Origin of the sequence: Bacillus cereus group sp. MYBK14-1 (genome assembly GCF_051916885.1) — a bacterium.
Classification (GTDB): domain Bacteria; phylum Bacillota; class Bacilli; order Bacillales; family Bacillaceae_G; genus Bacillus_A; species Bacillus_A cereus.
This window is the reverse complement of the sequence record NZ_JBQAHM010000011.1, coordinates 111,405-136,250: the sequence shown is the minus strand read 5'-3', so window position 1 is coordinate 136,250 and position 24,846 is coordinate 111,405. Positions and strand designations below refer to the sequence as shown.

Sequence of the window (24,846 nt, the reverse complement as noted above, 5' to 3'; positions counted from 1 at the left end):
CCTTTCGGGCGGAAGGTTCTTAGATGCGAAGAGCTAGCCACCGGAACTAGATATATTTAAAAGCGTAAGCGGCTCACACCGCTCATTCTCTCTATTTTGAAAAAAACCCGCCTTGCGCAGCGAGTTTTACTTATCTTTGTTTGCAGGTACTGCATGACAATGACGACAACGTGGTTCATACGATTCTGAAGCTCCAACTAAAATAATTGGATCATCAAATGCCGCTGGTTCTCCATCAATTAATCGTTGTGTACGACTTGCTGGAGATCCACATACAGAACATACTGCTTGTAGTTTTGTCACATGTTCAGCAATCGCCATCAGCTGAGGAACTTGTCCAAATGGTAGACCACGGAAATCTTGGTCTAAACCAGCTACAATGACACGATAGCCACGATTTGCCAATACTTGCACCACTTCCACAATGTCCCCATCAAAAAATTGCACCTCATCGATTGCAATAACATCCAGCTCTTCTGTAATATGTTCAAATATATCCTTTGAAGCTGAAACAGGAACTGCTTTTACCTTTAATCCGTTATGTGATACAACATCTTCTTCACTATATCGATTATCAATACATGGTTTAAATACAATTGCATGTTGTTTTGCAAATTGCGTACGGCGCACACGGCGGATTAGCTCTTCTGACTTGCCAGAAAACATACTACCGCAAATCACTTCAATCCAGCCATTTTGATTTATTAAGTACATGAAGCTCTCCTTTCATCTACTTTTCAGTTAAAAGTAGGGTAAAGGTATAATATTTTCGCAAAAAAAACAGACAAGCGAATACATACACTTGCCTGTTTTATGTTTTTATTACTTAAGACCGTATTTCTTATTGAAGCGGTCAACGCGTCCGTCTGCAGTAGCAAACTTCTGACGTCCAGTGTAGAATGGGTGAGAATCAGAACTGATCTCAACTTTTAGTAATGGATAAGTGTTACCATCTTCCCACTCAACAGTTTCGTTAGATCCTTTAGTAGATCCGCTTAAGAATTTGAAGCCTGTGTTTGTGTCCATGAATACAACTTTCTTGTAATCTGGGTGAATTCCTGCTTTCATTCTTTTCATCTCCTTCCGCCCTGAATCATTTTCGAAACAGAGTTTTTCATCTTCAGCTGCATACACAACTATATTGATGAAACACATATGATGAAATTATAACAAGGCTAACTTCATTTTGCAACTACCTGTTTTTGTCTTTTGAAATTAAAAGTGTAGACGGCTCGTTTAGCTCTGACCGGCTAAGGTTCTCTCGCACAAAAGGTGCTTTTTACCTTTAGTGCGGGAGGTTCTTAGACACGAAGAGCTAGCCGTCGGAACTAGATACAATTTAAAAGCAGAAGCGGCTCGTTCAGAATGGGAGGGGGATGGAGCTTCTGACGTAGAGGTGCTTTTTACCTTGTAGGAAGACGCGAAGCCACCGACCATTCTAGCCACTGGAGGGAGCTCATCCAGCTCTGACTAACTCAGGTTCTTTCACTTATTTCTCTCTTTAATATCACCTAAACAGCATAAAAAACTCGCTTACTATAAAATAAGCGAGTCTTGATTTTTTCCCTTTACTTAGTTGTTACATACCTTTTCGAGTCTGCAACAATGTTTTGTAAAAACTCTTCATTTGTCTTCGTTTGACGAAGCTTACGTAAGAAACTTTCAACAAAGTCTGGTGTATCACGCATTGTCTTACGAATGCCCCATAACTTGTCTAAATGTTCTTTTGGAATTAATAGATCTTCTTTACGTGTACCAGAACGACGAATATCAATCGCTGGGAAGATACGACGTTCAGCTAATGAACGATCTAAGTGAAGTTCCATATTTCCAGTTCCTTTAAATTCCTCGTAAATAACATCGTCCATACGTGATCCTGTATCAACAAGGGCTGTTGCTAAAATTGTTAAGCTACCGCCTTCTTCAATATTACGTGCAGCTCCAAAGAAACGCTTCGGTCTATGGAAGGCAGCTGGATCGATACCACCTGATAATGTTCTACCACTTGGTGGAATAACGAGGTTGTAAGCTCGAGCTAAACGGGTAATACTATCCATTAAAATGATAACATCTTTCTTGTGCTCTACAAGACGCATCGCACGTTCTAACACAAGCTCAGCTACTTTAATATGATTTTCTGGTACTTCATCAAAAGTAGAACTTACAACATCTCCTTTAACAGAACGTTCAATGTCTGTTACTTCCTCTGGACGCTCATCAATTAAAAGTACAATTAGTTCTGCTTCCGGATGATTTGTTGTAACACTGTGCGCGATTTCTTTTAATAGACTTGTTTTACCAGCCTTTGGAGGCGCAACAATTAAACCACGTTGTCCAAATCCAACTGGTGCGATTAAATCCATGATGCGTGTCGGTAACTTTTTCGGTTCCGTTTCCAATTTCATTTGGCGATCTGGGTATAATGGTGTTAATGCAGGGAAATGCACACGCTCTTTTGCTGAATCTGGATCATCTCCGTTTACAGCTTCAACTTGTAATAACCCAAAATAGCGTTCATTTTCTTTCGGAGGTCGTACTTTACCAGAAACCTTATCTCCATTACGTAAATCGAAACGACGAATTTGCGAAGCTGAGATATAAATATCTTCTGAGCTTGGAGAATAGTTGATAGGACGTAGGAATCCAAATCCTTCTGATTGAATAATTTCTAATACGCCTTCCATGAAAAAGAAACCTTCTTTTTCTGCTCGAGCTTTCAAAATAGAAAAAATCAGCTCTTTTTTCGTTAACTTGCTATAATACGAAATCTTAAATTCTTTCGCAAGCTCGTATAACTCTTTTAATTTCATGTTTTCTAATGCTGCAATTGACAAATTCATTCAGACACCACACTTTAACGTTATTCTCTTTTTTCATGGGTAAAGGGAAAAAATACGGAAGGCAAATAATTAATAATGAAAGGCAATAAGTTCAAGTAGGGTAATATCCACTATTGTAACCCTTTTATCTAGTTTTAATCAATACGTTGGAACACAAATACAAGAAGCGAAGACAAGAAAATTTGTCTTCGCTTCTTATTTAATTTAGTTCCAGCTCCGATAGTTAGAAAGATCGACCATTTTAACCTTTCTGAAGGAGCTGCTTACGCTTTTTATTTAATCTAGCTTCAGCAGCTAGAATGGTCAGTGGCTTCACTTCTTCCTGCGAGGCAAAAAGCACCTCTACGTCAGAAGCTCCATCCACCTCCCATTCTGAACAAGCTGCTTACGCTTTTTACTTAAATCCAGCTCCGGTGGCTAGAAGGGTCAGTCATTTCACCCCTTCCTGCGAGGCACAAAACGCCTCTTCGTCAGGAGTTCCAATGCCTTCCCCTTCTGAGCAAGCCACCTCTGCTTTTTACTTAATAACCAAGTTCGGTTTTTTATTTAAGCTATGACGACCATCTACGAAGCGAACTGTGCCTGATTTTGCGCGCATAACAAGGGATTGCGTTGTTCCTACGCTACCTTTAAATTGAACACCGCGTAATAGTTCTCCATCTGTTACGCCTGTTGCTGCAAAGATTGCATCGTCACCTTTTACTAAGTCCTCCATGCGAAGGATACGATTAATGTCTTCTATGCCCATTTTTTTACAACGTGCTAATTCAGCTTCGTTTTGTGGCAATAGTTTTCCGTGAATTTCTCCACCTAAACATTTTAAAGCAACTGCTGCTAATACACCTTCAGGTGCTCCACCAGATCCAAATAAAATATCTACACCTGTACGATCAAACGCTGTATTAATCGCTCCAGCTACATCTCCATCATTAATCAATTTAATGCGCGCACCAGCTTTACGAATTTCTTCAATAATTTCTTGATGACGTGGACGATTTAAAACTGTCGCTACAACATCTTCAATATCTTTATTTTTCGCTTTCGCAACTGCACGTAAGTTATCAATAATAGGCGCATCAATGTCGACCGCCCCAACTGCTTCTGGGCCAACCGCGATTTTATCCATGTACATGTCAGGGGCATGTAACAAATTACCGTGGTCTGCAATTGCAATGACAGCAAGAGCATTCCAGCCACCAGCTGCTACGATGTTTGTCCCTTCTAAAGGATCAACCGCAACGTCTACACGTGGTCCATATCCTGTACCTAATTTCTCTCCGATATATAGCATTGGTGCTTCATCCATCTCACCTTCACCAATTACAACTGTACCTTTCATCGGAATTGTATCAAATACATCACGCATAGCTGATGTTGCTGCACCGTCTGCCTCATCCTTTTTCCCGCGCCCCATCCAACGCGCTGATGATAAAGCTGCAGCCTCTGTTACACGTACTAACTCCATAGATAAACTTCTTTCCACGATAATCCCTCTCCTTTAAGCCTTTATATTTCTGCCGTATTTTGTGAACCGTGTTTTTCTATAAAGTGTACTTCCGCAAGTAGTGATGCTTCGCTTCCCCCTTGCGGAAGTATCACTTATGCGTTCTTCATTTCTTCAATTTCTTGCTTTGTCATTTGTTCTCGCCAAATGTTTGCACCAAGCCCTTTAAGCTTGTCCACTATATTCTCATAACCTCGATCAATATGCTCAAGTCCTGTTACTTCTGTAATTCCATCTGCCATTAACCCTGCAATAACAAGTGCCGCTCCTGCTCGTAAATCACTCGCCTTCACTTTTGCACCTTGCAGTAACACAGGACCAGTTACAATTGCCGAACGACCTTCTACTTTAATTTGAGCATTCATACGACGTAATTCATCAATGTGTTTGAAACGGGCACCGTAAATTGTATCTGTTACAACTCCCGTCCCGTGTGCCTTTGTTAAAAGCGTCGTAAACGGCTGTTGTAAATCCGTTGGAAAACCTGGATATACAAGCGTTTTGATATCAACTACTTTTAACTTTCTATTACCGTTCACCGTAATTTGATCATCGTTCGTTTCAACTTGAACACCAGCTTCTCTTAGCTTTGCAGTAACTGATTCTAAATGCTGAGGAATAACGTTATCAACCGTTACTTCTCCTCCTGATGCAGCTCCTAGAATCATATACGTACCAGCTTCAATACGATCTGGAATGATAGTATGGTGACAACCATGTAAAGAGTCAACACCATCTATTCGGATTACATCAGTACCAGCACCTTTAATACGTGCTCCCATGCTTGTTAACAATGTAGCTACATCAATGATCTCAGGCTCTTTCGCTGCATTTTCAATAACAGTTCTACCTTTCGCTCGTACAGCTGCTAGCATAATATTAATCGTAGCTCCTACACTAACAACATCTAAATAAATACGTGCCCCGCGTAGCTCATCTGCTCTTAAATAGATGGCACCTTGTTCATTCGTAACATGTGCACCTAGCGCTTCAAACCCTTTAATATGCTGATCAATCGGCCTCGGTCCTAAATGACATCCACCCGGAAGCCCAATAACAGCTTTTTTAAAACGGCCAAGCATTGCACCCATTAAATAATAAGAAGCGCGCAATTTTTTCACTTTTCCATTTGGCAAAGGCATTGCAACCATGTTAGAAGGATCGACTACCATCTCTTCCTCCTGTCCATAAGTTACTTTCCCTCCAATTTCCTCTAGTAAGTCTCCTAACATTTTCACGTCCGAAATATTAGGGACACCACCAATAGTTACTGGAGTATCTGCTAAAATTGTCGCTGGAATTAATGCAACGGCACTGTTCTTTGCACCACTTACTCGAATTGTTCCATTTAAAGCTCTTCCGCCTTCAATTAGCAATTTTTCCATATTGAGCTCCCTTCTTGTGAATGTATTTACTTTCTATCTTTTTATAGAAAGCTCCCCTTAAGAATCTCAATTACTCTTTCCATCCCAAAACTCAATAAATAGGAAACCATTATCTTCATTTCTCCTGTAGCACGAATAGATAAAGATCAACTATTCATCGAATTCACTTTATCAATTTAGATACGTTATCACATTTATTAATAGGACTATGCACATTATTTTCTATTTAAAAACCAAAAATGATAAAATCTTTAGACTTGTTCACGCTTTCATTATACAACGAAAGGAAACCGTCTAAAAGACTAGACGGTTTCCAAAACGGAATTTTATTCTTACGCTTTACCGTTAGAACCGAATTCGCGAATTTTACCAATAACAGTTGCTTTGATAGCGTCGCGGCCAGGTCCGATAAATTTACGAGGATCGTAAACTTCTTGGTCTTTGTTTAATACTTCACGAACAGCTTTTGTAAACTCGATTTGGTTCTCAGTGTTTACGTTGATTTTTGAAGTACCTAAAGAGATAGCTTTTTCGATATCAGCAGTTGGGATACCAGTACCACCATGTAATACTAAAGGTACGCCAGTGAAGTCACGAACTTGTTCCATTTCAGCGAATCCTAAGTTAGGCTCACCTTTGTAAGGACCGTGTACAGAACCTAAAGCTGGAGCTAGGCAATCGATACCTGTTGCTTCAACAAGGTGCTTACACTCTGCTGGGTCAGCGTAAATTACGCCTTCAGCGATTACGTCGTCTTCTTGTCCGCCAACTGTTCCAAGCTCAGCTTCAACAGATACGTTACGAGCGTGTGCGTATTCTACTACTTGTTTAGTAGTTTCAACGTTTTCTTCGAATGGGTGGTGAGAAGCGTCGATCATTACAGATGTGAAACCTGCATCAATTGCTTCTTTACATTTTTCGAAGCTTGAACCATGGTCAAGGTGAATCGCTACAGGAACAGTGATGTTCATTTCTTCGATTAAAGCTTTAACCATAGCTACAACTGTTTTGAAACCAGTCATATGACGAGCTGCACCCTCAGATACACCTAGGATTACAGGAGATTTTTCTTCTTCCGCAGCAGCTAAGATAGCTTGAGTCCACTCTAAGTTGTTCATGTTGAATTGACCAACTGCGTATTTTCCTTCTAGTGCTTTGTTTAGCATTTCTTTCATAGAAACTAAAGGCATGGTGAATCCTCCTAAAAAACGTTTTTTGTATCCGATAAGTTCTTATCGCTGGTAGTATGACCAGAATAAGGTAAAATATGTATATCTACATACCGGACTTTTTTCTACACTCAATAGGATAACAACTTGTACTCAAAAACTCAACCGTATTCACCTGCACAATAGTCCATGTAAACGCTTTTTTCCATATTTTTTATAAAAAATTCATTTTTACGCCTCTACAGCGAGCTCATTTCTCACAGCTTGACGAATTTCATCAATATCAAATGGTTTAGCAAAATGCATTAAAGCTCCTAAATCTTTTGCTTCTTGGATCATATCAAGCTCTCCATAAGCAGTCATTAAAATTACTTTAATACTCTCATCAATTTCTTTTACATGCTTTAAAATCTCTATACCATCCATGCCTGGAATTTTCATATCTAACACTACTAAATCTGGATTATCTTTTTTCACGATATCTAAAGCTTGAAATCCATTCGCTGCTTGGAATGTCTGATAACCTTCTTTTTGGAACACTTCATGTAATAACACACGAATCCCATATTGATCATCAACGATTAAAATTTTACCTTCCATAATTCCCAACCTTTCTGTGTAAGTACAAGATTTAAAGCTTCTTATATCTTAACGATTTATTTTCGCTATTCTTTGGCAAATTCCTTCCTATTCTTTCTTATTTTACCGTTTCCTATTTTGTTATGCTACCCTACGATTTCACCTTTCTAAAAAAATAAATTATAATGAAAGCCGGCAAACACGTACGAAGGGAGTAACATTATGTTAAAAATTTTTTCAACTCAATTAAGTGGTTATTTCTCCAGAGTTTCTCAAAAAGAAGAAATGAATATAGAAGATAGCGCTCGTTTACTTGCTCAAGCACTAGTTGGCGATGGTTTCATTTATTTACATGGTACAAATGAAATGGAGGGCGTTGTTGCCGAGGCACTATTCGGTGCTGAACCAATGAAGCAAGCAAAACGCTTATTTGAAAATGGTAAAGAAGTAGAAGTAACTTCTGCAGATCGTGTACTTCTTATTAGCCGTTTTTCAACAGATGAAGCGGTTGTAGAAATTGCAAAAAAACTACAAGAAGAGGGACACTCTATTGTCGGCATTTCTGCTCTTCAAGAAGGTACGGAATCACTCGAACGATATACAGACGTACATATTGATACAAAACTGTTAAAAGGTCTTATTCCAGACGATGAAGGTAATCGCTACGGATTCCCAAGTTTAATAGTAGCTTTATTTGCTTATCACGGAATCAAATTTACAATCGATGAAATGTTAAATGAATATTAAAAAAAGCGCCTTATTTCAGGCGCTTTTTTTATTACTTGCTCTCTTTATTCGTAATAGAAGCTCTTACGAAGTCATGGAACAATGGTTGTGGACGGTTTGGACGAGAAACAAGTTCTGGGTGGAACTGTGCTGCCACGAACCAAGGGTGGTCTTTTAATTCAATGATTTCAACTAGACGGCCGTCTGGGCTTGTACCAGAGAATACAAATCCTTCTTTTTCCATATCAGGACGGAACTGGTTGTTGAACTCATAACGATGACGATGACGCTCATATACAACCGGCTCATTATAAGCATTGTAAGCATTTGTTTCTTCAGCAAGCTTACATGGGTATAGACCAAGACGAAGTGTACCACCTAGGTCCTCTACATCTTTTTGTTCTGGTAATAAGTCGATGATTGCATATGGTGTGTCAGGGTTGATTTCAGAAGAGTTAGCACCTTCTAAACCTAATACATTACGTGCGAATTCGATTGATGCAAGTTGCATACCTAAGCAAATTCCTAAGAATGGAACTTTGTTTTCACGAGCATATTGAATCGCAACGATTTTACCTTCTACACCACGATCGCCGAAGCCACCTGGTACAAGGATACCATCTGTATCGCCAACTAATTCTTTTACGTTTTCTGCTGTTACATGCTCAGCATTTACCCATTTTACTTCTACATCTGTGTCGAATGAGTAACCAGCATGACGAAGTGCTTCTACAACAGAAATATAAGCATCTTGAAGTTCTACATATTTACCAACAAGAGCGATTTTTGTTTTCTTAGAAAGATTACGCACTTTGTTAACTAGCGCAGTCCACTCTGTCATATCTGCAGCTGGATTGTCTAATTTTAAGTGATCACAAACGATTTGGTCCATGTTTTGTTCTTGAAGAGATAATGGAACCGCATATAAAGTATCTGCATCGCGAGCTTCGATAACTGCTTTTGTATCGATGTCACAGAATAATGCAAGCTTGTCTTTCATATCTTGAGAAACAGGCATTTCTGTACGAACAACGATAATGTTTGGTTGAATACCTAAGCTACGAAGTTCTTTAACACTATGTTGTGTTGGTTTTGTCTTCATTTCACCCGCTGCTTTTAAGTACGGGATTAACGTACAGTGAATGTACATTACATTGTCACGACCGATGTCGCTCTTAATTTGACGGATTGCTTCTAAGAATGGTAGAGACTCGATATCACCAACAGTTCCACCGATTTCTGTAATAACAACATCCGCATTTGTTTCACGGCCAGAACGATATACGCGCTCTTTAATTTCGTTAGTAATGTGAGGAATAACTTGAACTGTTCCTCCTAAATATTCACCGCGACGCTCTTTTTGAAGAACTGAAGAGTAAATTTTACCTGTTGTTACGTTGCTGTATTTGTTTAAGTTAATGTCGATGAAACGCTCATAGTGACCAAGGTCTAAGTCAGTTTCAGCGCCATCATCTGTTACGAATACCTCACCGTGTTGGTATGGGCTCATAGTCCCTGGGTCTACGTTAATGTATGGATCAAACTTTTGAATCGTTACGTTTAAACCACGATTTTTTAAAAGTCTTCCAAGAGATGCTGCTGTAATACCTTTTCCTAAAGACGATACTACACCGCCTGTTACAAAAATATACTTAGTCATGAAAAAGCTCCCTTCTATTTTGCTGTTATATAATCACCGTTGCAAAGCGCAACGTATGTAGATAACACTGTATCCATCTTATTGTTAGACTCTTTTTATTTTCTAAACAAAAAACAAAAAAGAAAATTGCTCCCCTCATCACAAAAAGTAATAAGTAGGGAGCAATTTTCTTTTATATTTACACTTTAAAAGTATTATCGTCCTTTTTTAAAGAGCCCAAAAATGATTCTACATGGACGATAATGAAAAGTCAAGAACTACAGTTCTTCCTCTTCTTCTTCTTCAGTTTCATCATACTCAAGTTCTTCTTCAGCGAAGTCGTCGTCATCTTCGTCTAAATCATCAAGATCGTCGTCATCTCCGTCTTCTTCTTCAAGAACCTTGTCCAAATCTTCTACATCGTCTTCATCTTCACTTACGTCTGCATCGTCGAAGTCATCTTCGTCTTCTTCAATGTAGTCGTCAAAACCGTCTTCTTCAACTTTACGTTTCTTCTTCGGTTTTGGTTGAGGCAAGATTTCTTCATCAATTTGCTCATATGGGTACCAGCTGCGTAGTCCCCAACGATTTTCTCCTAAATTAATGAAACGTCCATCGATGTTTAAGTCTGTATAAAATTGTGCGATTTTCGCATTAACTTGCTCTTGAGATAGTCCCAGCACTTGAGCGATTTCTTGAACCAACTCGTTGAATGTCGTTGCTTGTTTTTTATCCCCTAAAACGCTATGTACAACTTCAATCATTGAACATTCTTTTAGCTCTTCTGGTGAATATTGCTTAAAATCCACTTATGCGGCACTTCCTTTCATCAAATATAACCTTATATATAACGGCCTGCTTAAAAAAATCCATACTATTCATTATAAACAAAAGTCGCACAAATATGCTACAAAAAAAACGGGAAACTTTTATAGGGTAGTAAAATTATAATTTGTCTGTTCCTTATTTCGGAAGCATATGGGCCCCTTGCAATACATACCTAATTTGCATTTCTGTATATTCTTCGAGCGTATACAGTTTTTGCAGCGCCCAGCGTCTAAATCCCCACATCTGTCCTTGTATAAAAATATTATGCGCAAGAAGCTGTATTTCTTTTTTATTTAATGTAAATGTTCCATTTTCCGTACACTGTTCTAAAATATTCTCGAACATTCCTACCATTTGAAACTCCTTTTCTAATACATACGGAAGTGATTCTTTCGGTAAAAAGCGTACCTCTTGATACATTATCAATACTTCTTCCTGTAATTCGTCCATCACTTTAAAGTAATTCGTTATTGCTATCTTTAAACTTTCTATACTCCCTTTTTCTGTACACACTACTTCCTCTAATCTTTCTTTTACATGTTCATATATACTATCACAAACTAAATATAAAACATCATCTTTGGTACGAATGTACTCATAAAGTGTCCCTATACTAAACCCAGCCGCTTTTGCAATCTCTCTCGTTGTTGTACGCGGAAATCCTTTTTGTTTAAACAGTTGCACCGCACCTTTAATCATTTGTTCACGTCTTAACGCAACTAATTTTTCATCTTTCACCGATGCATGCACATTATGTTTAACCATTCCCTTCACCTCTCTCTATTATTTTTTGGAAGGAAAAAGCGTAGGAAAATACCTACGCTTTCGTTCCTACTTCGTTAACATACGAGAAATTACAAGCCTCTGAATCTCTTGTGTTCCTTCATATATTTGTGTAATCTTTGCATCTCGCATATAACGCTCTACTGGATAATCTTTCGTATAACCGTAACCACCAAATACTTGCACCGCTTCAGTCGTCACCTTCATCGCTGCATCGCCTGCAAATACTTTTGACATCGCTGATTCTTTTCCATACGGAAGCCCTTCTGATTCAAGCCAAGCCGCTTGATATGTTAAAAGGCGTGCTGCTTCTACATCTGTTGCCATATCCGCAAGTTTAAAGCCAATCCCTTGCTGCGCCGCAATTGGTTTTCCAAACTGATGGCGCTCCCTTGCATATTCTACAGAAGCATCTAAAGCTCCTTGTGCAATCCCAACAGCTTGCGCCGCAATACCGTTACGACCTCCATCTAATGTTTGCATCGCAACTTTAAACCCTTGCCCCTCTCCTCCAAGTAGATTCTCTACAGGAATACGGCAATCTTCAAACATAATTTCAGTCGTTGGTGAAGAGCGAATCCCTAGCTTGCTCTCCTTCTTCCCAACTGAAAATCCCGGTGTATCACTTTCTACAATAAATGCACTCGTACCGCGCTGCTTCGATTCAGGATCAGTTAGCGCAAAAACAACATAAATATCAGCAATACCGCCATTTGTAATGAAAATTTTTGATCCATTTAAAATATAATGATCGCCATCTCTCTTTGCGATTGTCTTCATTCCACCAGCATCCGATCCAGATCCTGGTTCCGTTAAGCCGTATGCACCAATTTTCTTCCCTTCAGCCATCGGCCGTAAAAACTTTTGCTTTTGCTCTTCCGTCCCAAATTTAAAAATTGGCCATCCCGCAAGTGAAGTATGCGCAGACAGTGTTACACCTGTTGAAGCACAAACGCGAGATAATTCTTCAATAGCGATTACGTATGCTAAGTAATCGCTTCCAATTCCACCGTACTCTTCAGGCCATGGAATACCAGTTAAACCAAGCTCTGCCATTTGATCAAATAACTCTCGATCAAATCGCTCTTCTTCATCACGCTCAGCTGCTGTTGGTGCCACTTCATTTTTAGCAAAATCTCGAACCATTTTTCTTATCATTTCATGTTCTTCTGATAGTTTAAAATGCATCTCCGTCTCCCCCTCGCCCTTTTATAAAGCACGGCTAATAACAAGTTTCTGTATTTCACTTGTTCCTTCATATATTTGCGTAATTTTCGCATCACGGAAAAATCGTTCTACTGGATAGTCTTTCGTATAACCGTAACCACCAAATACTTGCACCGCCTCAATCGCGACTTCAACCGCTGTCTTAGAAGCAAATAATTTCGCAATAGATGCTTCTTTACCGCATGGTAATCCTTGTGCCCTAAGAGATGCCGCTCTATATACGAGTAACCTTGCTGCCTCGACACTTGTTGCCATATCTGCAAGCTTGAAGCCAATCCCTTGCTGCGCCGCAATTGGCTTCCCGAATTGCTCTCTTTCTTTTGCATAATCAATTGCACAGCCAAGCGCCGCTTCAGCAATTCCTAACGCCTGCGCACCGATTCCAATTCGCCCAACATCTAAATTCGCCATCGCCACCTTAAATCCTTGTCCTTCTTCCCCAAGTAAATTCTCAGCTGGCACTTTCATATCTTCAAAAGTAAGTTGTACTGTACGAGAACCGAGAAGTCCCATCTTATGTTCATCTTTTCCGATGATTAAACCAGGTGTATCTTTCTCTACTATAAATGCAGAAATACCACTTTTTCCTGCCTCTGGATTTGTAGAAGCGAATACAATGTATGTACTTGCTTCACCACCATTTGTAATAAACACTTTCGATCCATTAATAATATAATGATCACCTTTTTTCACAGCTCTTGATTTCAAACTCCCTGCATCTGATCCTGCATTTGGCTCTGTTAAAGCAAATGCACCTAAATATTCCCCAGTTGCAAGTTTAGAAACATATTTTTTCTTCTGTTCTTCTGTTCCGAAATATAAAATCGGATTCATTCCAACTGACGTATGTACAGCTAAAATTACACCAACTGTTGCACTTACCTTTGAGATTTCCTCAATTGCTAGAATGTAAGATATAAAGTCCATTTCTGCCCCACCGTATTTTGCAGGCGCTGGAATACCCATTAATCCAAGCTCACCCATCTTTTGCAAAATCTCTTTCGGGAACACCCCTTGTTCCATACTAGGAACAAAGGGAGCTATTTCCTTCTGTGCAAAATCCCGAACCATTTTCCTCATCATTTGCTGCTCTTCATTAAAACGAAAGTTCATATATTCCGCCTCCATTTGCTATATATCCTTTAAATAATTTGGTAAGACCACTATGTTGTAACAAAGGGGGCATTTATTCGTAAACGTAGAATCCACGACCTGTTTTACGCCCTAACCATCCTGCATTCACATACTTACGTAATAACGGACATGGGCGATATTTACTATCTCCTAATCCTTCATGCAACACTTCCATAATGTATAAACACGTATCTAAACCGATAAAATCGGCGAGTGTCAAAGGCCCCATCGGATGGTTCATACCAAGCTTCATGACTTCATCAATTGCTTCTTTCGTCGCTACACCTTCATATAACGTATAAATTGCTTCGTTAATCATCGGTAGCAAAATACGATTTGATACAAAACCTGGGAAATCATTCACTTCAACTGGTACTTTCCCAATTTTTTTCGTAATATCTTCAATTGCTTCATATACCGCATCATCGGTAGCCAAACCACGAATAATCTCAACAAGCTTCATAACTGGAACTGGATTCATAAAGTGCATACCGATTACTTTTTCCGGACGCTTCGTTACCGCTGCAATTTCTGTAATTGGCAGAGATGACGTATTCGTTGCTAAAATTGCGTGTTCTGGAGCAATTTCATCTAGATTCGCAAAGATTTTCTTTTTAATATCCATTTTCTCAACAGCTGCTTCAATAATAAGATCCGCTTCTTTCACACAATCTAAATCAAGCGTTACTGTAAGACGATTTAATGTGGCTTCCTTCTCTTCTTCCTTCATACGTCCTTTTTCTACTTGGCGTGCTAAGTTTTTCGTAATGATAGCCAATCCTCTATCTAATTGCTCTTGCTTTAAATCTTGTACCTTCACGTCATATCCTGCCATTGCACATACTTGTGCAATTCCTGATCCCATTTGCCCTGCACCAATTACAACAATGTTTTGTACACCCATTTTTCTTCCCCCTTAATTGTTAATAAATTTTATACCCTCGAACTTTAATTAGTGAACTTCAATCATCACTGCGTCCCCTTGACCGCCACCGCTACAAATCGAAGCAATTCCAATTCCACCGCCGCGCTGCTTAAGTGCATGGATTAGTGTAACGATAATGCGCGCTCCGCTTGCTCCAATTGGATGTCCCATCGCTACCGCGCCGCCATTTACATTCAATTTTTCCGGATCAATTCCTGCGATTTCTGTACTTGCAATTGCTACCGCTGCAAAGGCTTCATTAATCTCGAATAAATCAATGTCTTCAATTGTCTTTCCTGTTTTTTCAAGCAATGCGTTAATTGCATAACCTGGAGTTCTTGGGAAATCTTTAGATTCCACTGCAATTGCTGTATGCGCCAAAATTGTCGCTAATGGCTTTCTTCCTTCTTGCTTCGCTCTGTCTTCGCTCATTAATACAAGTGCGGCACCACCATCGTTTAGTCCCGGCGCATTACCAGCTGTCACCGTCGCTGTCTTATCAAATACAGGTTTTAACTTTGCTAACTTTTCAATCGTTGTATCTTCACGTGGCGCCTCATCCTTTGCAACGACAATAGGATCGCCTTTTCTTTGCGGAATCGTTACTGGCACGATTTCCTCTTCAAAACGCCCTTCTTTATGCGCTGAAACCGCACGCTGATGGCTACGATATGCCCATTCATCTTGCGCTTCACGAGAAATTCCATCTTCCTTTGCAACTTCTCCGCCATAAACGCCCATGTGTGTACCTGAAAATGCGCATGTTAAACCGTCAGCAACGTTTAAATCAATAACTTCGTTGTTGCCCATTCTGTATCCCCATCTTGCTCCACGTAAAATGTAAGGACTGTTACTCATCGACTCCATACCGCCAGCTACAATCAGTGATTGATCGCCAGTACGAATAATCTGATCCGCTAACGTAACCGCACGAAGCCCTGATGCACAAACTTTATTCACTGTTTCCGTCTGCACTTCCCAAGGGATTCCAGCAGCCCTCGCAGCTTGGCGCGATGGAATTTGTCCCTGCCCACCTTGAATAACCGTTCCAAATATAACTTCTTCAACATCACTAGCCGCAACATTTGCTCTTTCAAGTGCTGCTTTAATTGCAATTCCTCCAAGTTCCGTCGCTTTTACATCCTTTAAAGATCCTCCAAATTTTCCAACTGGTGTTCTTGCGGCACTTAAAATAACTGTTTTACTCATGTTTCTTTCCCCCATTTCATTTTTTAACACTGAGCGCTCGCTCGGTATCCCTACGTTGAGAAGAGGTGCAATCATTGCACCTCTTTCTAAAGTTGTATACATTCTTACAAACTACATTGCTTCTTTTTTCTGTCCGATAACAGATCGTTCTAAAATCTCTGTCACATCAAGAGTTTGAACTTTCTCTTCTACCTCTTTCGCTTTCGTTCCATCACTGATCATCGTTAAGCAATATGGACAACCTGTACCGATAATGGATGGCTGTACAGCTAATGCTTGTTCTGTACGAGCAACGTTAATACGAGAACCTGTTGTTTCTTCCATCCACATTAAGCCACCACCTGCGCCACAGCACATTCCAGTTTCACGGTTACGTGCCATTTCTACAAGATTCACTCCAGGAATCGCTTTCAAAATGTCACGTGGCGCTTCGTACACTTCGTTGTATCTTCCTAAGTAACAGGAATCATGGTACGTAACTGTTTCTTCAATAGCGTGAACAGGCTTTAAGCGCCCTTCTTTCACCCACTGAGCTAACAATTCTGTATGATGATAGACTTCTGCTTGCAAGCCAAAGTCCGGATACTCATTTTTAAATGTGTTATAAGCATGAGGATCAATCGTAACGATTTTCTTCACTCCTGCCTTTTCAAATTCTTCGATATTCTTTGTCGCCATCTCTTGGAATACAAATTCATTTCCGAGGCGGCGTGGTGTATCTCCAGAATTCTTTTCTTTATTACCGAGAATTGCGAATGAAATACCTGCTTCGTTCATTAACTTCGCAAACGATATCGCAATCTTCTGACTACGATTGTCGTATGATCCCATTGAACCAACCCAGAATAAATACTCGAATTCCTCCCCAGCTTTTGATTTTTCTTTTACAGTTGGAACTGTTACTTCGTCATCACCTTGGCGCCATGTTTCACGCTCTTTACGGTTCAGACCCCACGGATTCCCTTGACGCTCGATATTTGTCATCGCGCGTTGTGCTTCCGCGTCCATTTTTCCTTCTGTTAAAACGAGATATCGACGTAAATCAATAATTTTGTCAACATGCTCATTCATAACTGGGCATTGATCTTCACAGTTACGACACGTTGTACATGCCCAAATCTCTTCTTCTGTAATAACATCTCCGATTAAACTCGGATCGTAAGCGAGCGTTGTAGACGCTGATTCTTGTTGTCCTTTTCCAGCTGCCATCATCGCTAACTGATTTCCTTGTGTATTATTGAAGGCAACTACTGGAACCCACGGTGCTTTTGATGTTACCGCAGCTCCTTTATCAGTTAAATGATCGCGAAGTTTTAAAATTAAGTCCATCGGCGATAACATTTTTCCTGTTCCTGTCGCCGGACACATATTTGTACAACGGCCACACTCTACACAAGCGTATAAGTCAATAAGTTGATTTTGTCTAAAGTCTTCAATTTTACCAACACCAAATGTTTCTTGCGTTTCATCTTCAAAATCAATCTTTTCAAGCTTCCCTGGGTTTGAAAGACGACCGAAGAATACATTAGCTGGTCCTGCAATTAAATGCGCATGTTTTGATTGTGGAACATACACTAAAAACGTTAACAAAATTAGTAAATGCACCCACCAAGAAAAATAGAACACTGAAATGGCTACGGTTTCATTTATCCCGCCAAAAACGTAAGCGATTGCAGAAGCAATTGGTTCACTCCATGAAAGCTCCTCGCCATGCCATATAAGTCCCATACCGTTACCAAGTAGCACAGAAATCATTAAGCCACCGATAAAGATAAGAACAAGACCTGATTTGAAGTTACGTTTTAAACGAACAAGCTTTTCTACATAACGTCTATGAAAAGCCCAAAATACTGCAATTAAAATAACAAGTGTGACAATTTCCTGGAAGAATGTAAATGCAGGGTATAGTGGTCCAAGTGGAAGATGTGATCCTGGTGCGAGTCCTTTCCAAACGAAGTCAATTGCTCCAAATTGGACAAGAATAAATCCGTAAAAGAACATAACGTGAATGATGCCGCTTTTCTTATCTTTCAGCAGCTTTTTTTGACCGAAAACATTGACCTTAAGGAGATCCCAACGCTCTTTAAAACGACGGTCAAATTCAATTTTTTTTCCTAATTGTATGTAGGCCATTCTCGTCCGTATAAGATATACAAACAAATATCCTGCATAAGCAATAACAGCAATGGCAGCCAGCCAATTAATGATCAGTAAGCTATTCATTTTTATGCTACCCCTCTCTTTGTAAGCCCTCTTTCTTTTTTGAATCTTCAAAAATATATAATTTTCTGAATTATATCCCCTATCCCCATTATATAATGAGTGAGCATTCAGTCAACAGTTTTTTGTTATAGAACAACACATTTTTTCATAAAGCTGTTTATTTCGGTGAAACTATAAAGTGAAACTTTAATCAGCAGGGGTGGTTCATCCCCCGCTGATTATTAGTTGAACCAATCGGGCTTTTACGGGCAGTTGATTTCCAAACTAGCTTCTGCTTATTCATCAATTTTTGAAATAGGAAGCTTACTGCCCGTTAAAGCGGGATAAAGTGAACCTTTAATCAGTACAAGATCTATCCTCTAAAGAAATTTATAATAACAGCCGTGCTACCCGTATCATTTGTAACACACTGAAGGTGAAAAGAATGCGAAGGAGGGAATTCACTAATGCTCTACTTATCTCTTTTGTTAATATCCGTTGCTCTTTGGATTACAATTGACCTTTCATACGGGAGACTTCTTCATTTAAAACGAGTAAGCTCTCGCACTTTCCCTTTACGTCAAAGTGATTTTCACCTTTATACATACGGGAAAGATTTGTATGACGCTTTATTTACTGATATAAAACAAGCACAGCATCACATTCATATTTTATTCTTCATTGTAAAAAACGATAAAATCAGTCGTGAATTTTTAAAATTGCTGACTGATAAGGCTCAGGAAGGAATTGAAGTACGACTTTTACTTGATCGATTTGGCAGCCATTCTTTATCAAACGAAGCTATTCGCTCCCTGCAAAAACATGGTGTATCTTTTTCATTTTGTCATAAGGTAAAATTTCCTCTGCCTTTCTTTTCTGCCAATCAACGAAATCATAGGAAAATTACAGTGATTGATGGGAAAACCGGCTATATCGGGGGATTTAATATCGGTGAAGAGTATCTAGGGCATAATGAATATTTAGGATTATGGCGAGACTACCATTTACGTCTTACAGGAGAAGGGGTTCAAGATTTACAAAAGCAATTTTTGCATGACTGGTTTGATGATACGAAACAAAATTTATTAGATGCTTCTCTTTATTTTCCAAAACAAAACCCAGGTACCATCCTGCATCAATTTATTCCGACTGATGGGGCTTATTTACAGCATACTTTTTTACATTTAATTAACGCGGCAAAAAAAGAAATCTGTATCGGTACACCATATTTCATTCCTGGAAAAAAAATTATGAATGCCTTATTAAAAGCAAGAGAAAGAGGGGTTCAAATCACAATTCTTGTTCCAGAAAAAGCTGATCACCCTCTTGTTCGAGAAGCCAAATTTCCGTACTGCCGAAAATTAATACAGGCTGGTTGCAATATTTATGCATTTCAACAAGGTTTTTTTCACGCCAAAATTATTATAGTAGACGATGATATTTGCGATATCGGAACAGCAAACTTTGATATGAGAAGTTTATATATTAACCATGAAATAAACTGCCTGTTATATAATAAACATTTCATTCAAACAGTAAAAAAGAAATTCCATGAAGATCTAGAGAATGCATCTGTACTTTCCTATAGCGATGTAAACCCGCCTTCTCTTATCGATAGAGGAAAGGAATGGATTGGAACAATGTTTGCTTTCTTTTTATAGGAAAGACAATGAATAAAAGAGGTGTATCTCATATGCTTATACGGTTTGGATATGTCTCACATGCAATGGCACTCTGGGACTGTTCTCCTGCCAAAACAATGACGTTTACAAGCTTTAAGAAACTCAGCAAGCAAGAGCGAGAAGACAAACTGTACCATGTTATAAGGCAAAATTTAGAGCACACAATACGTATCCTTCATTACAATATAGCGCATGAAATCCCACTATATCGCCTATCGTCTTCCATCGTCCCACTTGCAACACATCCCGAAGTCGAGTTTGACTATATTGGGGTATTCACACCACTTTGGCGTAAAATAGGGGCTTTAATTAAAGAACACAATTTACGAATAAGTTTTCATCCAAATCAATTTACGCTATTTACAAGCGACAAGCCACATATTACTACTAACGCTATTACGGATATGACTTATCATTATAAAATATTGGATGCTATAGGCATTGCAGATTCTTCTTACATTAATATTCATGTAGGTGGAGCCTATGGAAATAAAGAAAAGGCAATTGAGCGCTTCCATGAAAACATAAAAAAACTTCCTACACATATAAAAAAACAAATGACTCTTGAAAATGATGATAAAACCTATACAACCGCTGAAACTTTATCAATTTGCCAAAAAGAAAATATTCCATTTGTATTTGATTATCATCATCATATGGCCAATCTTTGCGAGGAACCACTAGAAGAGTTGCTTCCTGCAATTTTTGAAACTTGGTCACATACAAATATCTCTCCTAAAGTTCACATTTCCTCCCCGAGATCGGAAAAAGAATTTAGGGCTCATGCTGAATATATCGATTTAGAGTTTATTAAGCCTTTCTTACACATTGCAAAAAAACACAATCATAATTTCGATATTATGATTGAAAGTAAACAAAAAGACTTAGCACTATTCCAATTAATAGATGAACTTTCTGCTATAAGAGGAATTAAAAGAATAGGTGGTGCAATGTTACAGTGGTAAATTGTAACTTTGCACCATTTTTTCAAAAAAGTAATTTTTATAGTAAAAAACATCCTATTTTATATGCTATTATTTAAATTAGCATTCCCTCGAGATTCAACTTTATTGAAACGGAGTCATAATATGATTAATCAAAAAAAATATGTACAATTTGTCATAATATACATATCTATATTTGCTCTTTGGATACTCTTTATTCCAAATGAATCGCATATAAAGGAGATTGGAATTCTTTTCTTATTCTGTTTCGCTGCACTTTTTTCTTGTCACTGTTTATATAAAGCTATTAAGAGAATGAAACGCAGCGATAAACTATTTTGGATTTTATTACTATGTACTTGCCTATGTGGGTTAGTTATGGAGATAACCCTATTTCTTAGTTCACTTTCTATACATGATCAATCTATATTTTCATATAAAGCATTACCTTTTTTTATCATACAATATATTTTGCTCTTTGTTGGATTTGCTATAAAGTTTATAAAAAATTATTCTATTAAGGGGCTTTCTCAATTTTCATTCGATAGCATCTTTATTATTATTATGAACATTTATTTCACCTTAACTTTTATCTTAGACCTTTCAAGCTTCCGCATGTTAACAAAGGATACTTGGATTTTAATTGGGTATTTCATTGCACAATCATTAGTAATTTACGCCGTTATTAGCCTATATAGAAGAGAACAATATTCTTCTAGTAGAATTGCATTAATTATCGGTTTCACTATTATACTCGTATACGGTTATATTCATCTGTTTCAATTGAATTTTGGGATGAAAACTTCTGCTGAAATTAATTATTTAATACACACTGCTTCTATTTTATTAATTGGACTTTCTTCCATACTATATATTTTAGATAAACCAATGCAGCATGAAACGAAAACAAAATATTATCGATTCGATTATGTACGTTTTATACTACCTTATTTTAGTATAATTATTACTTTTTCTTTTATTATCATTCAACCTTGGGATGATAAATTCATGTTAATCGGTCTCGTATTATCACTTATTTTGTTATTCTTGCGGCAACTTTACATGTGGAAAGATAATCAAGCACTAATTCATACATATGAACAGTTGACTACACAACTAGAGGACGAAGTTGAAGAAGGTGCATTTGCATTATCAAAAAGTGAACAACGCTATAAGTCTTTATTCGAAGATCACCCCGATGCCGTTTTCTCTTTAAATATGAATGGCATTTTTCAACAATCTAATAAGGCGTGCGAAAGCTTATTTACTGCCTATTATTGCGAAGTGGCAAGCTATTCTCTGGTACACTTCATTGATTCAAAAGACCACGAACTACTAAAGAAGGCTTTACAAATTACAAAGGAAGGTAGGCCACAAACGTTAGAAGTTCGTACAAAAGAACAAGAAGGCTATTATTATTATCTCCATATTACACTTATCCCTACTTTTATAAACAAAGAAGTGGTCGGAATGTTTGGGATAGCGCGTGATATTACCACTTTATATGAAAAACAAAAACAAGTAGAACATTTAGCCTTTCACGATGCACTTACTGGATTACCAAATCGTCGAAAGTTCGAAAAAGATTTAAAAGCCATTTTAAATACAGCTCAAACTAACGCAAATGATGTCGCCGTCATGTTCCTTGATTTAGATCGATTTAAAAAAATTAACGATAGACTTGGTCATGACGTCGGAGATTTATTATTAATTGAAGTAGCAAAAAGATTACGCGGTTGCTTGCGTTCAAAAGATATCGTCGCTCGCCAAGGTGGAGATGAGTTTACAATTCTATTACCAGAAATGTACTCCGAAAAAAGTGCAATTTTTATAGCTGAACAGATTTTAACTATTTTAAACAAACCATTCTTCATTCAAGACGAAGAACTCTCTATTACACCAAGTATCGGAATTGCGATGTACCCTGATTATGGAACTGATGTAAATGAGTTAATGAAAAATGCTGATATGGCTATGTATCGTGCGAAAGCAAATGGAAAAAACAGATTTGTTTTCTTCTCAAAAGAAATGAGTATCGCTCAAAATGAAATTCAATTCTTAGAAGGTGAACTTTCAAAAGCATTACAACAAAATGAATTTTTCCTTGAATACCAGCCACAAGTAAGCACAAAAACAAAACAAATTATCGGTTTTGAAGCATTAATACGTTGGAAGCATCCAAAACTCGGTATCGTATCTCCTGCCCAATTTATCCCTCTAGCAGAGGAAACTGGTTTTATTATTGAACTTGGCAATTGGATTTTACGTACTGCTTGTTTAGAGGCAAAAAGATGGCATAATCAAGGTTTCTCTCACTTAAAAGTTGGTGTAAATTTATCTGTTGTTCAATTTAACCATGCAGATTTAATCCCAACTATTTCAAAGGTATTGGAAGAAACAGAACTGAAACCAGAAGCACTAGATATTGAAATTACGGAAAGCATCGCAATTAATCAAAATCAATCTGTAGTTGCAAAACTAGAACAACTTCAAAATCTCGGTATTCAAATTTCAATCGACGACTTTGGAACTGGTTATAGTTCTTTAGCTTATTTAACAAAATATCCAATCAACACATTAAAAATCGCTCGAGAGTTTATTTGTGGAATTACAACTAGCCCTTTAGAAGAAGCAATTGTCTCTTCCATTATTACACTATCAAAACAACTAAATTTAGAAGTGATTGCAGAAGGTGTAGAAACGGAAGAAGAATGGGAATTTTTACATAAACAAAATTGTGATCACATTCAAGGATTCTTTATTAGCAAACCTGTTTCTAGTAAAGACGTTTGGATGTTACTCCATAAAAAAACAACCGCCTAAGTAAGACGGTTGTTTTTTAATATTCAAAAGGTAAATCTTTAGCTAATTGTACCTCTTGATCGTTATGAGAAATTATATGGCTTTTCTCTAATGCCGTATCGCCTAATGAAATACCCCATGCCATCGCTAACGTTAATAAACTACCAATAAGTAATTTCTTCATATTCCATCACCCACATTTTTTATTTTAATATATCATGAAAATTTATCTCTATTATATGCAATTATGCATACCCATTTTTTAGGATATTTATCTACTGATTTTATTTACGAGAGCTTCTTTATATGTATGCATTTCTAATATATCAAAAAAGAAGCTTGCCTTTTTATATGCATCTTCAACCTCTGCCCCATCGTACTCCAACTTCCCTAGGCATTCACCTCTTTGATAATATAGCTGTCCAATTAATGCCATACTATTAATTCGGCATGATATTTCAATCGCTTTATTTACTTGATAAAGTGACTCTTCATATTGATTATCTAAATATAATGCTTTCGCATGATTATATCTTACCTTCACTTCAAATTCTTCATTATCATGCAATACCTCTAATTGTTTTAATATATCTTCAAATAACTCAATACTCTTCTTAAAATAGCTATTTTCAGCATAAATATTTGCAATCGCATTTTCTATATAAAGATTTTGGTATACGTCTATTCCAGCTAACTGTTGATTTAACAATTTTTTTAATTCTAAAATACAATATTCGTAATCGATTTTCTTTAATATGTAAGCTGCTACATGATATTGCCATTGAAGAAATTGCTGGAATTCAGGATGATATTCTTCCTTTTTCAGCTCATTCCATACTTTATTATAAATTTCTTTATATTTCTTTTGCTTACAAAGCATAATGATTTGATCTTTAAACTGTTTTTTTCTTTCAATATCGGAATAAATGAGTACCTCATAAAAATGAATAATAGGAACTTGTAATTTTGCTGCGATACCTTGCAATATATCCATACTTGGGTATACCGCACCCGATTCAATTCTACTCACTTCCGATTGATGACATATATTATCGGATAACTGTTTCTGTGTTAATCCTCTCATCACCCTAATTTTCTTAATTTCACTTCCTAATTTTTCTGCGTGCATACTTACTCACCATCCCATTAGAACAATCTAATTTTTTGAGTTGTCATACCACTACAATAATGTGAATTCGACAATTTTTGATATGAAATAATGCATAATATATATAAAATTCGGCAAATTTTTCATACAATTCATCTCA

21 protein-coding genes are annotated in these 24,846 nt (G+C 37.7%); 4 read left to right on the top strand and 17 right to left on the bottom strand.

All coding sequences use genetic code 11. The annotated features are described in order from the left end of the window. Positions 1 to 126: 126 nt before the first annotated feature. From ACTFR3_RS23330 to spo0F, 7 genes are all read right to left on the bottom strand, one after another. Positions 127 to 714, bottom strand: coding sequence for a thymidine kinase (locus ACTFR3_RS23330; protein ID WP_000280859.1), 588 nt, complete (start codon positions 712 to 714; stop codon positions 127 to 129). A gap of 108 nt (positions 715 to 822) precedes the next feature. Beyond that, positions 823 to 1,068 carry a type B 50S ribosomal protein L31 gene (locus ACTFR3_RS23325; protein WP_000643433.1) on the bottom strand — a complete coding sequence of 82 codons (246 nt, stop codon included), beginning with the start codon at positions 1,066 to 1,068 and terminating at the stop codon, positions 823 to 825. A gap of 500 nt (positions 1,069 to 1,568) precedes the next feature. Beyond that, positions 1,569 to 2,840, bottom strand: coding sequence for a transcription termination factor Rho (rho, locus tag ACTFR3_RS23320; protein WP_001053903.1), 1,272 nt, complete (start codon positions 2,838 to 2,840; stop codon positions 1,569 to 1,571). 517 nt (positions 2,841 to 3,357) lie between these two features. Then, positions 3,358 to 4,323, bottom strand: a complete 966-nt coding sequence (gene glpX / locus ACTFR3_RS23315; protein WP_000442340.1) for a class II fructose-bisphosphatase — start codon at positions 4,321 to 4,323, stop codon at positions 3,358 to 3,360. A 116-nt stretch (positions 4,324 to 4,439) separates the two neighbouring features. After that, positions 4,440 to 5,729 (bottom strand): UDP-N-acetylglucosamine 1-carboxyvinyltransferase, encoded by a 1,290-nt coding sequence (gene murA / locus ACTFR3_RS23310; RefSeq protein WP_000413254.1) that lies wholly within the window; start codon positions 5,727 to 5,729, stop codon positions 4,440 to 4,442. A 332-nt stretch (positions 5,730 to 6,061) separates the two neighbouring features. Then, positions 6,062 to 6,919, bottom strand: a complete 858-nt coding sequence (locus tag ACTFR3_RS23305; RefSeq protein ID WP_001131855.1) for a class II fructose-bisphosphate aldolase — start codon at positions 6,917 to 6,919, stop codon at positions 6,062 to 6,064. A 210-nt stretch (positions 6,920 to 7,129) separates the two neighbouring features. Beyond that, on the bottom strand, positions 7,130 to 7,498 hold the full coding sequence (gene spo0F, locus ACTFR3_RS23300) for a sporulation initiation phosphotransferase Spo0F (RefSeq protein WP_000398594.1): 369 nt from the start codon (positions 7,496 to 7,498) through the stop codon (positions 7,130 to 7,132). Positions 7,499 to 7,699: 201 nt separating this feature from the next. Here spo0F and ACTFR3_RS23295 point away from each other — a divergent pair, with 201 nt between their 5' ends. Further along, on the top strand, positions 7,700 to 8,224 hold the full coding sequence (locus ACTFR3_RS23295; protein WP_000912404.1) for a DUF2529 domain-containing protein: 525 nt from the start codon (positions 7,700 to 7,702) through the stop codon (positions 8,222 to 8,224). A 31-nt stretch (positions 8,225 to 8,255) separates the two neighbouring features. On the opposite strand, the gene pyrG is transcribed toward ACTFR3_RS23295, so the two are convergent. The 8 genes from pyrG to ACTFR3_RS23255 all read right to left on the bottom strand — a co-directional run bounded on the left by pyrG (position 8,256) and on the right by ACTFR3_RS23255 (position 18,171). Then, positions 8,256 to 9,863 (bottom strand): CTP synthase, encoded by a 1,608-nt coding sequence (gene pyrG, locus ACTFR3_RS23290; protein WP_000170460.1) that lies wholly within the window; start codon positions 9,861 to 9,863, stop codon positions 8,256 to 8,258. Between the two features lie 257 nt (positions 9,864 to 10,120). Continuing rightward, positions 10,121 to 10,651 (bottom strand): DNA-directed RNA polymerase subunit delta, encoded by a 531-nt coding sequence (gene rpoE / locus ACTFR3_RS23285; RefSeq protein WP_000346280.1) that lies wholly within the window; start codon positions 10,649 to 10,651, stop codon positions 10,121 to 10,123. A 154-nt stretch (positions 10,652 to 10,805) separates the two neighbouring features. Further along, entirely contained in the window at positions 10,806 to 11,435 is a 630-nt protein-coding gene (locus ACTFR3_RS23280; protein ID WP_000238599.1) for a TetR/AcrR family transcriptional regulator, read from the bottom strand. Positions 11,436 to 11,501: 66 nt separating this feature from the next. After that, on the bottom strand, positions 11,502 to 12,641 hold the full coding sequence (gene acdA / locus ACTFR3_RS23275) for an acyl-CoA dehydrogenase AcdA (RefSeq protein WP_000545545.1): 1,140 nt from the start codon (positions 12,639 to 12,641) through the stop codon (positions 11,502 to 11,504). A 21-nt stretch (positions 12,642 to 12,662) separates the two neighbouring features. Further along, positions 12,663 to 13,793, bottom strand: coding sequence for an acyl-CoA dehydrogenase (locus ACTFR3_RS23270; RefSeq protein WP_001011179.1), 1,131 nt, complete (start codon positions 13,791 to 13,793; stop codon positions 12,663 to 12,665). Positions 13,794 to 13,866: 73 nt separating this feature from the next. Continuing rightward, positions 13,867 to 14,718, bottom strand: coding sequence for a 3-hydroxybutyryl-CoA dehydrogenase (locus tag ACTFR3_RS23265; protein WP_000538874.1), 852 nt, complete (start codon positions 14,716 to 14,718; stop codon positions 13,867 to 13,869). A gap of 48 nt (positions 14,719 to 14,766) precedes the next feature. Continuing rightward, positions 14,767 to 16,050 carry an acetyl-CoA C-acetyltransferase gene (locus tag ACTFR3_RS23260; RefSeq protein ID WP_002026635.1) on the bottom strand — a complete coding sequence of 428 codons (1,284 nt, stop codon included), beginning with the start codon at positions 16,048 to 16,050 and terminating at the stop codon, positions 14,767 to 14,769. Between the two features lie 9 nt (positions 16,051 to 16,059). Continuing rightward, positions 16,060 to 18,171: a heterodisulfide reductase-related iron-sulfur binding cluster gene (locus tag ACTFR3_RS23255; protein WP_440044835.1), complete on the bottom strand. Its 2,112-nt coding sequence runs from the start codon at positions 18,169 to 18,171 to the stop codon at positions 16,060 to 16,062. A gap of 446 nt (positions 18,172 to 18,617) precedes the next feature. On the opposite strand from ACTFR3_RS23255, the gene cls reads away from it, so the two are divergent. From cls to ACTFR3_RS23240, 3 genes are all read left to right on the top strand, one after another. Continuing rightward, on the top strand, positions 18,618 to 19,811 hold the full coding sequence (gene cls / locus ACTFR3_RS23250; protein WP_440044834.1) for a cardiolipin synthase: 1,194 nt from the start codon (positions 18,618 to 18,620) through the stop codon (positions 19,809 to 19,811). 32 nt (positions 19,812 to 19,843) lie between these two features. Then, complete coding sequence (uvsE, locus tag ACTFR3_RS23245; RefSeq protein ID WP_002184090.1) at positions 19,844 to 20,797, top strand: UV DNA damage repair endonuclease UvsE; 954 nt, start codon at positions 19,844 to 19,846, stop codon at positions 20,795 to 20,797. Between the two features lie 123 nt (positions 20,798 to 20,920). Next, positions 20,921 to 23,599: a DUF4084 domain-containing protein gene (locus tag ACTFR3_RS23240; protein ID WP_440044833.1), complete on the top strand. Its 2,679-nt coding sequence runs from the start codon at positions 20,921 to 20,923 to the stop codon at positions 23,597 to 23,599. Between the two features lie 16 nt (positions 23,600 to 23,615). On the opposite strand, the gene ACTFR3_RS23235 is transcribed toward ACTFR3_RS23240, so the two are convergent. Further along, positions 23,616 to 23,762 carry a quorum-sensing peptide PapR gene (locus ACTFR3_RS23235; RefSeq protein ID WP_000734730.1) on the bottom strand — a complete coding sequence of 49 codons (147 nt, stop codon included), beginning with the start codon at positions 23,760 to 23,762 and terminating at the stop codon, positions 23,616 to 23,618. Positions 23,763 to 23,849: 87 nt separating this feature from the next. After that, the gene (plcR, locus tag ACTFR3_RS23230; protein WP_061457925.1) at positions 23,850 to 24,707 is read right to left on the bottom strand and encodes a transcriptional regulator PlcR; all 858 of its coding nucleotides are present in this window, start codon (positions 24,705 to 24,707) and stop codon (positions 23,850 to 23,852) included. Positions 24,708 to 24,846: the final 139 nt, after the last annotated feature.

Coding starts and splice junctions, on each gene's coding strand:
- ACTFR3_RS23330 (WP_000280859.1), bottom strand. CDS start 714: ATGTACTTAATAAATCAAAATGGCTGGATTGAAGTGATTTGCGGTAGT.
- ACTFR3_RS23325 (WP_000643433.1), bottom strand. CDS start 1,068: ATGAAAGCAGGAATTCACCCAGATTACAAGAAAGTTGTATTCATGGAC.
- rho (WP_001053903.1), bottom strand. CDS start 2,840: ATGAATTTGTCAATTGCAGCATTAGAAAACATGAAATTAAAAGAGTTA.
- murA (WP_000413254.1), bottom strand. CDS start 5,729: ATGGAAAAATTGCTAATTGAAGGCGGAAGAGCTTTAAATGGAACAATT.
- ACTFR3_RS23305 (WP_001131855.1), bottom strand. CDS start 6,919: ATGCCTTTAGTTTCTATGAAAGAAATGCTAAACAAAGCACTAGAAGGA.
- spo0F (WP_000398594.1), bottom strand. CDS start 7,498: ATGGAAGGTAAAATTTTAATCGTTGATGATCAATATGGGATTCGTGTG.
- ACTFR3_RS23295 (WP_000912404.1), top strand. CDS start 7,700: ATGTTAAAAATTTTTTCAACTCAATTAAGTGGTTATTTCTCCAGAGTT.
- pyrG (WP_000170460.1), bottom strand. CDS start 9,863: ATGACTAAGTATATTTTTGTAACAGGCGGTGTAGTATCGTCTTTAGGA.
- ACTFR3_RS23280 (WP_000238599.1), bottom strand. CDS start 11,435: ATGGTTAAACATAATGTGCATGCATCGGTGAAAGATGAAAAATTAGTT.
- acdA (WP_000545545.1), bottom strand. CDS start 12,641: ATGCATTTTAAACTATCAGAAGAACATGAAATGATAAGAAAAATGGTT.
- ACTFR3_RS23270 (WP_001011179.1), bottom strand. CDS start 13,793: ATGAACTTTCGTTTTAATGAAGAGCAGCAAATGATGAGGAAAATGGTT.
- ACTFR3_RS23265 (WP_000538874.1), bottom strand. CDS start 14,718: ATGGGTGTACAAAACATTGTTGTAATTGGTGCAGGGCAAATGGGATCA.
- ACTFR3_RS23260 (WP_002026635.1), bottom strand. CDS start 16,050: ATGTATACAACTTTAGAAAGAGGTGCAATGATTGCACCTCTTCTCAAC.
- ACTFR3_RS23255 (WP_440044835.1), bottom strand. CDS start 18,171: ATGAATAGCTTACTGATCATTAATTGGCTGGCTGCCATTGCTGTTATT.
- cls (WP_440044834.1), top strand. CDS start 18,618: ATGCTCTACTTATCTCTTTTGTTAATATCCGTTGCTCTTTGGATTACA.
- uvsE (WP_002184090.1), top strand. CDS start 19,844: ATGCTTATACGGTTTGGATATGTCTCACATGCAATGGCACTCTGGGAC.
- ACTFR3_RS23240 (WP_440044833.1), top strand. CDS start 20,921: ATGATTAATCAAAAAAAATATGTACAATTTGTCATAATATACATATCT.
- ACTFR3_RS23235 (WP_000734730.1), bottom strand. CDS start 23,762: ATGAAGAAATTACTTATTGGTAGTTTATTAACGTTAGCGATGGCATGG.
- plcR (WP_061457925.1), bottom strand. CDS start 24,707: ATGCACGCAGAAAAATTAGGAAGTGAAATTAAGAAAATTAGGGTGATG.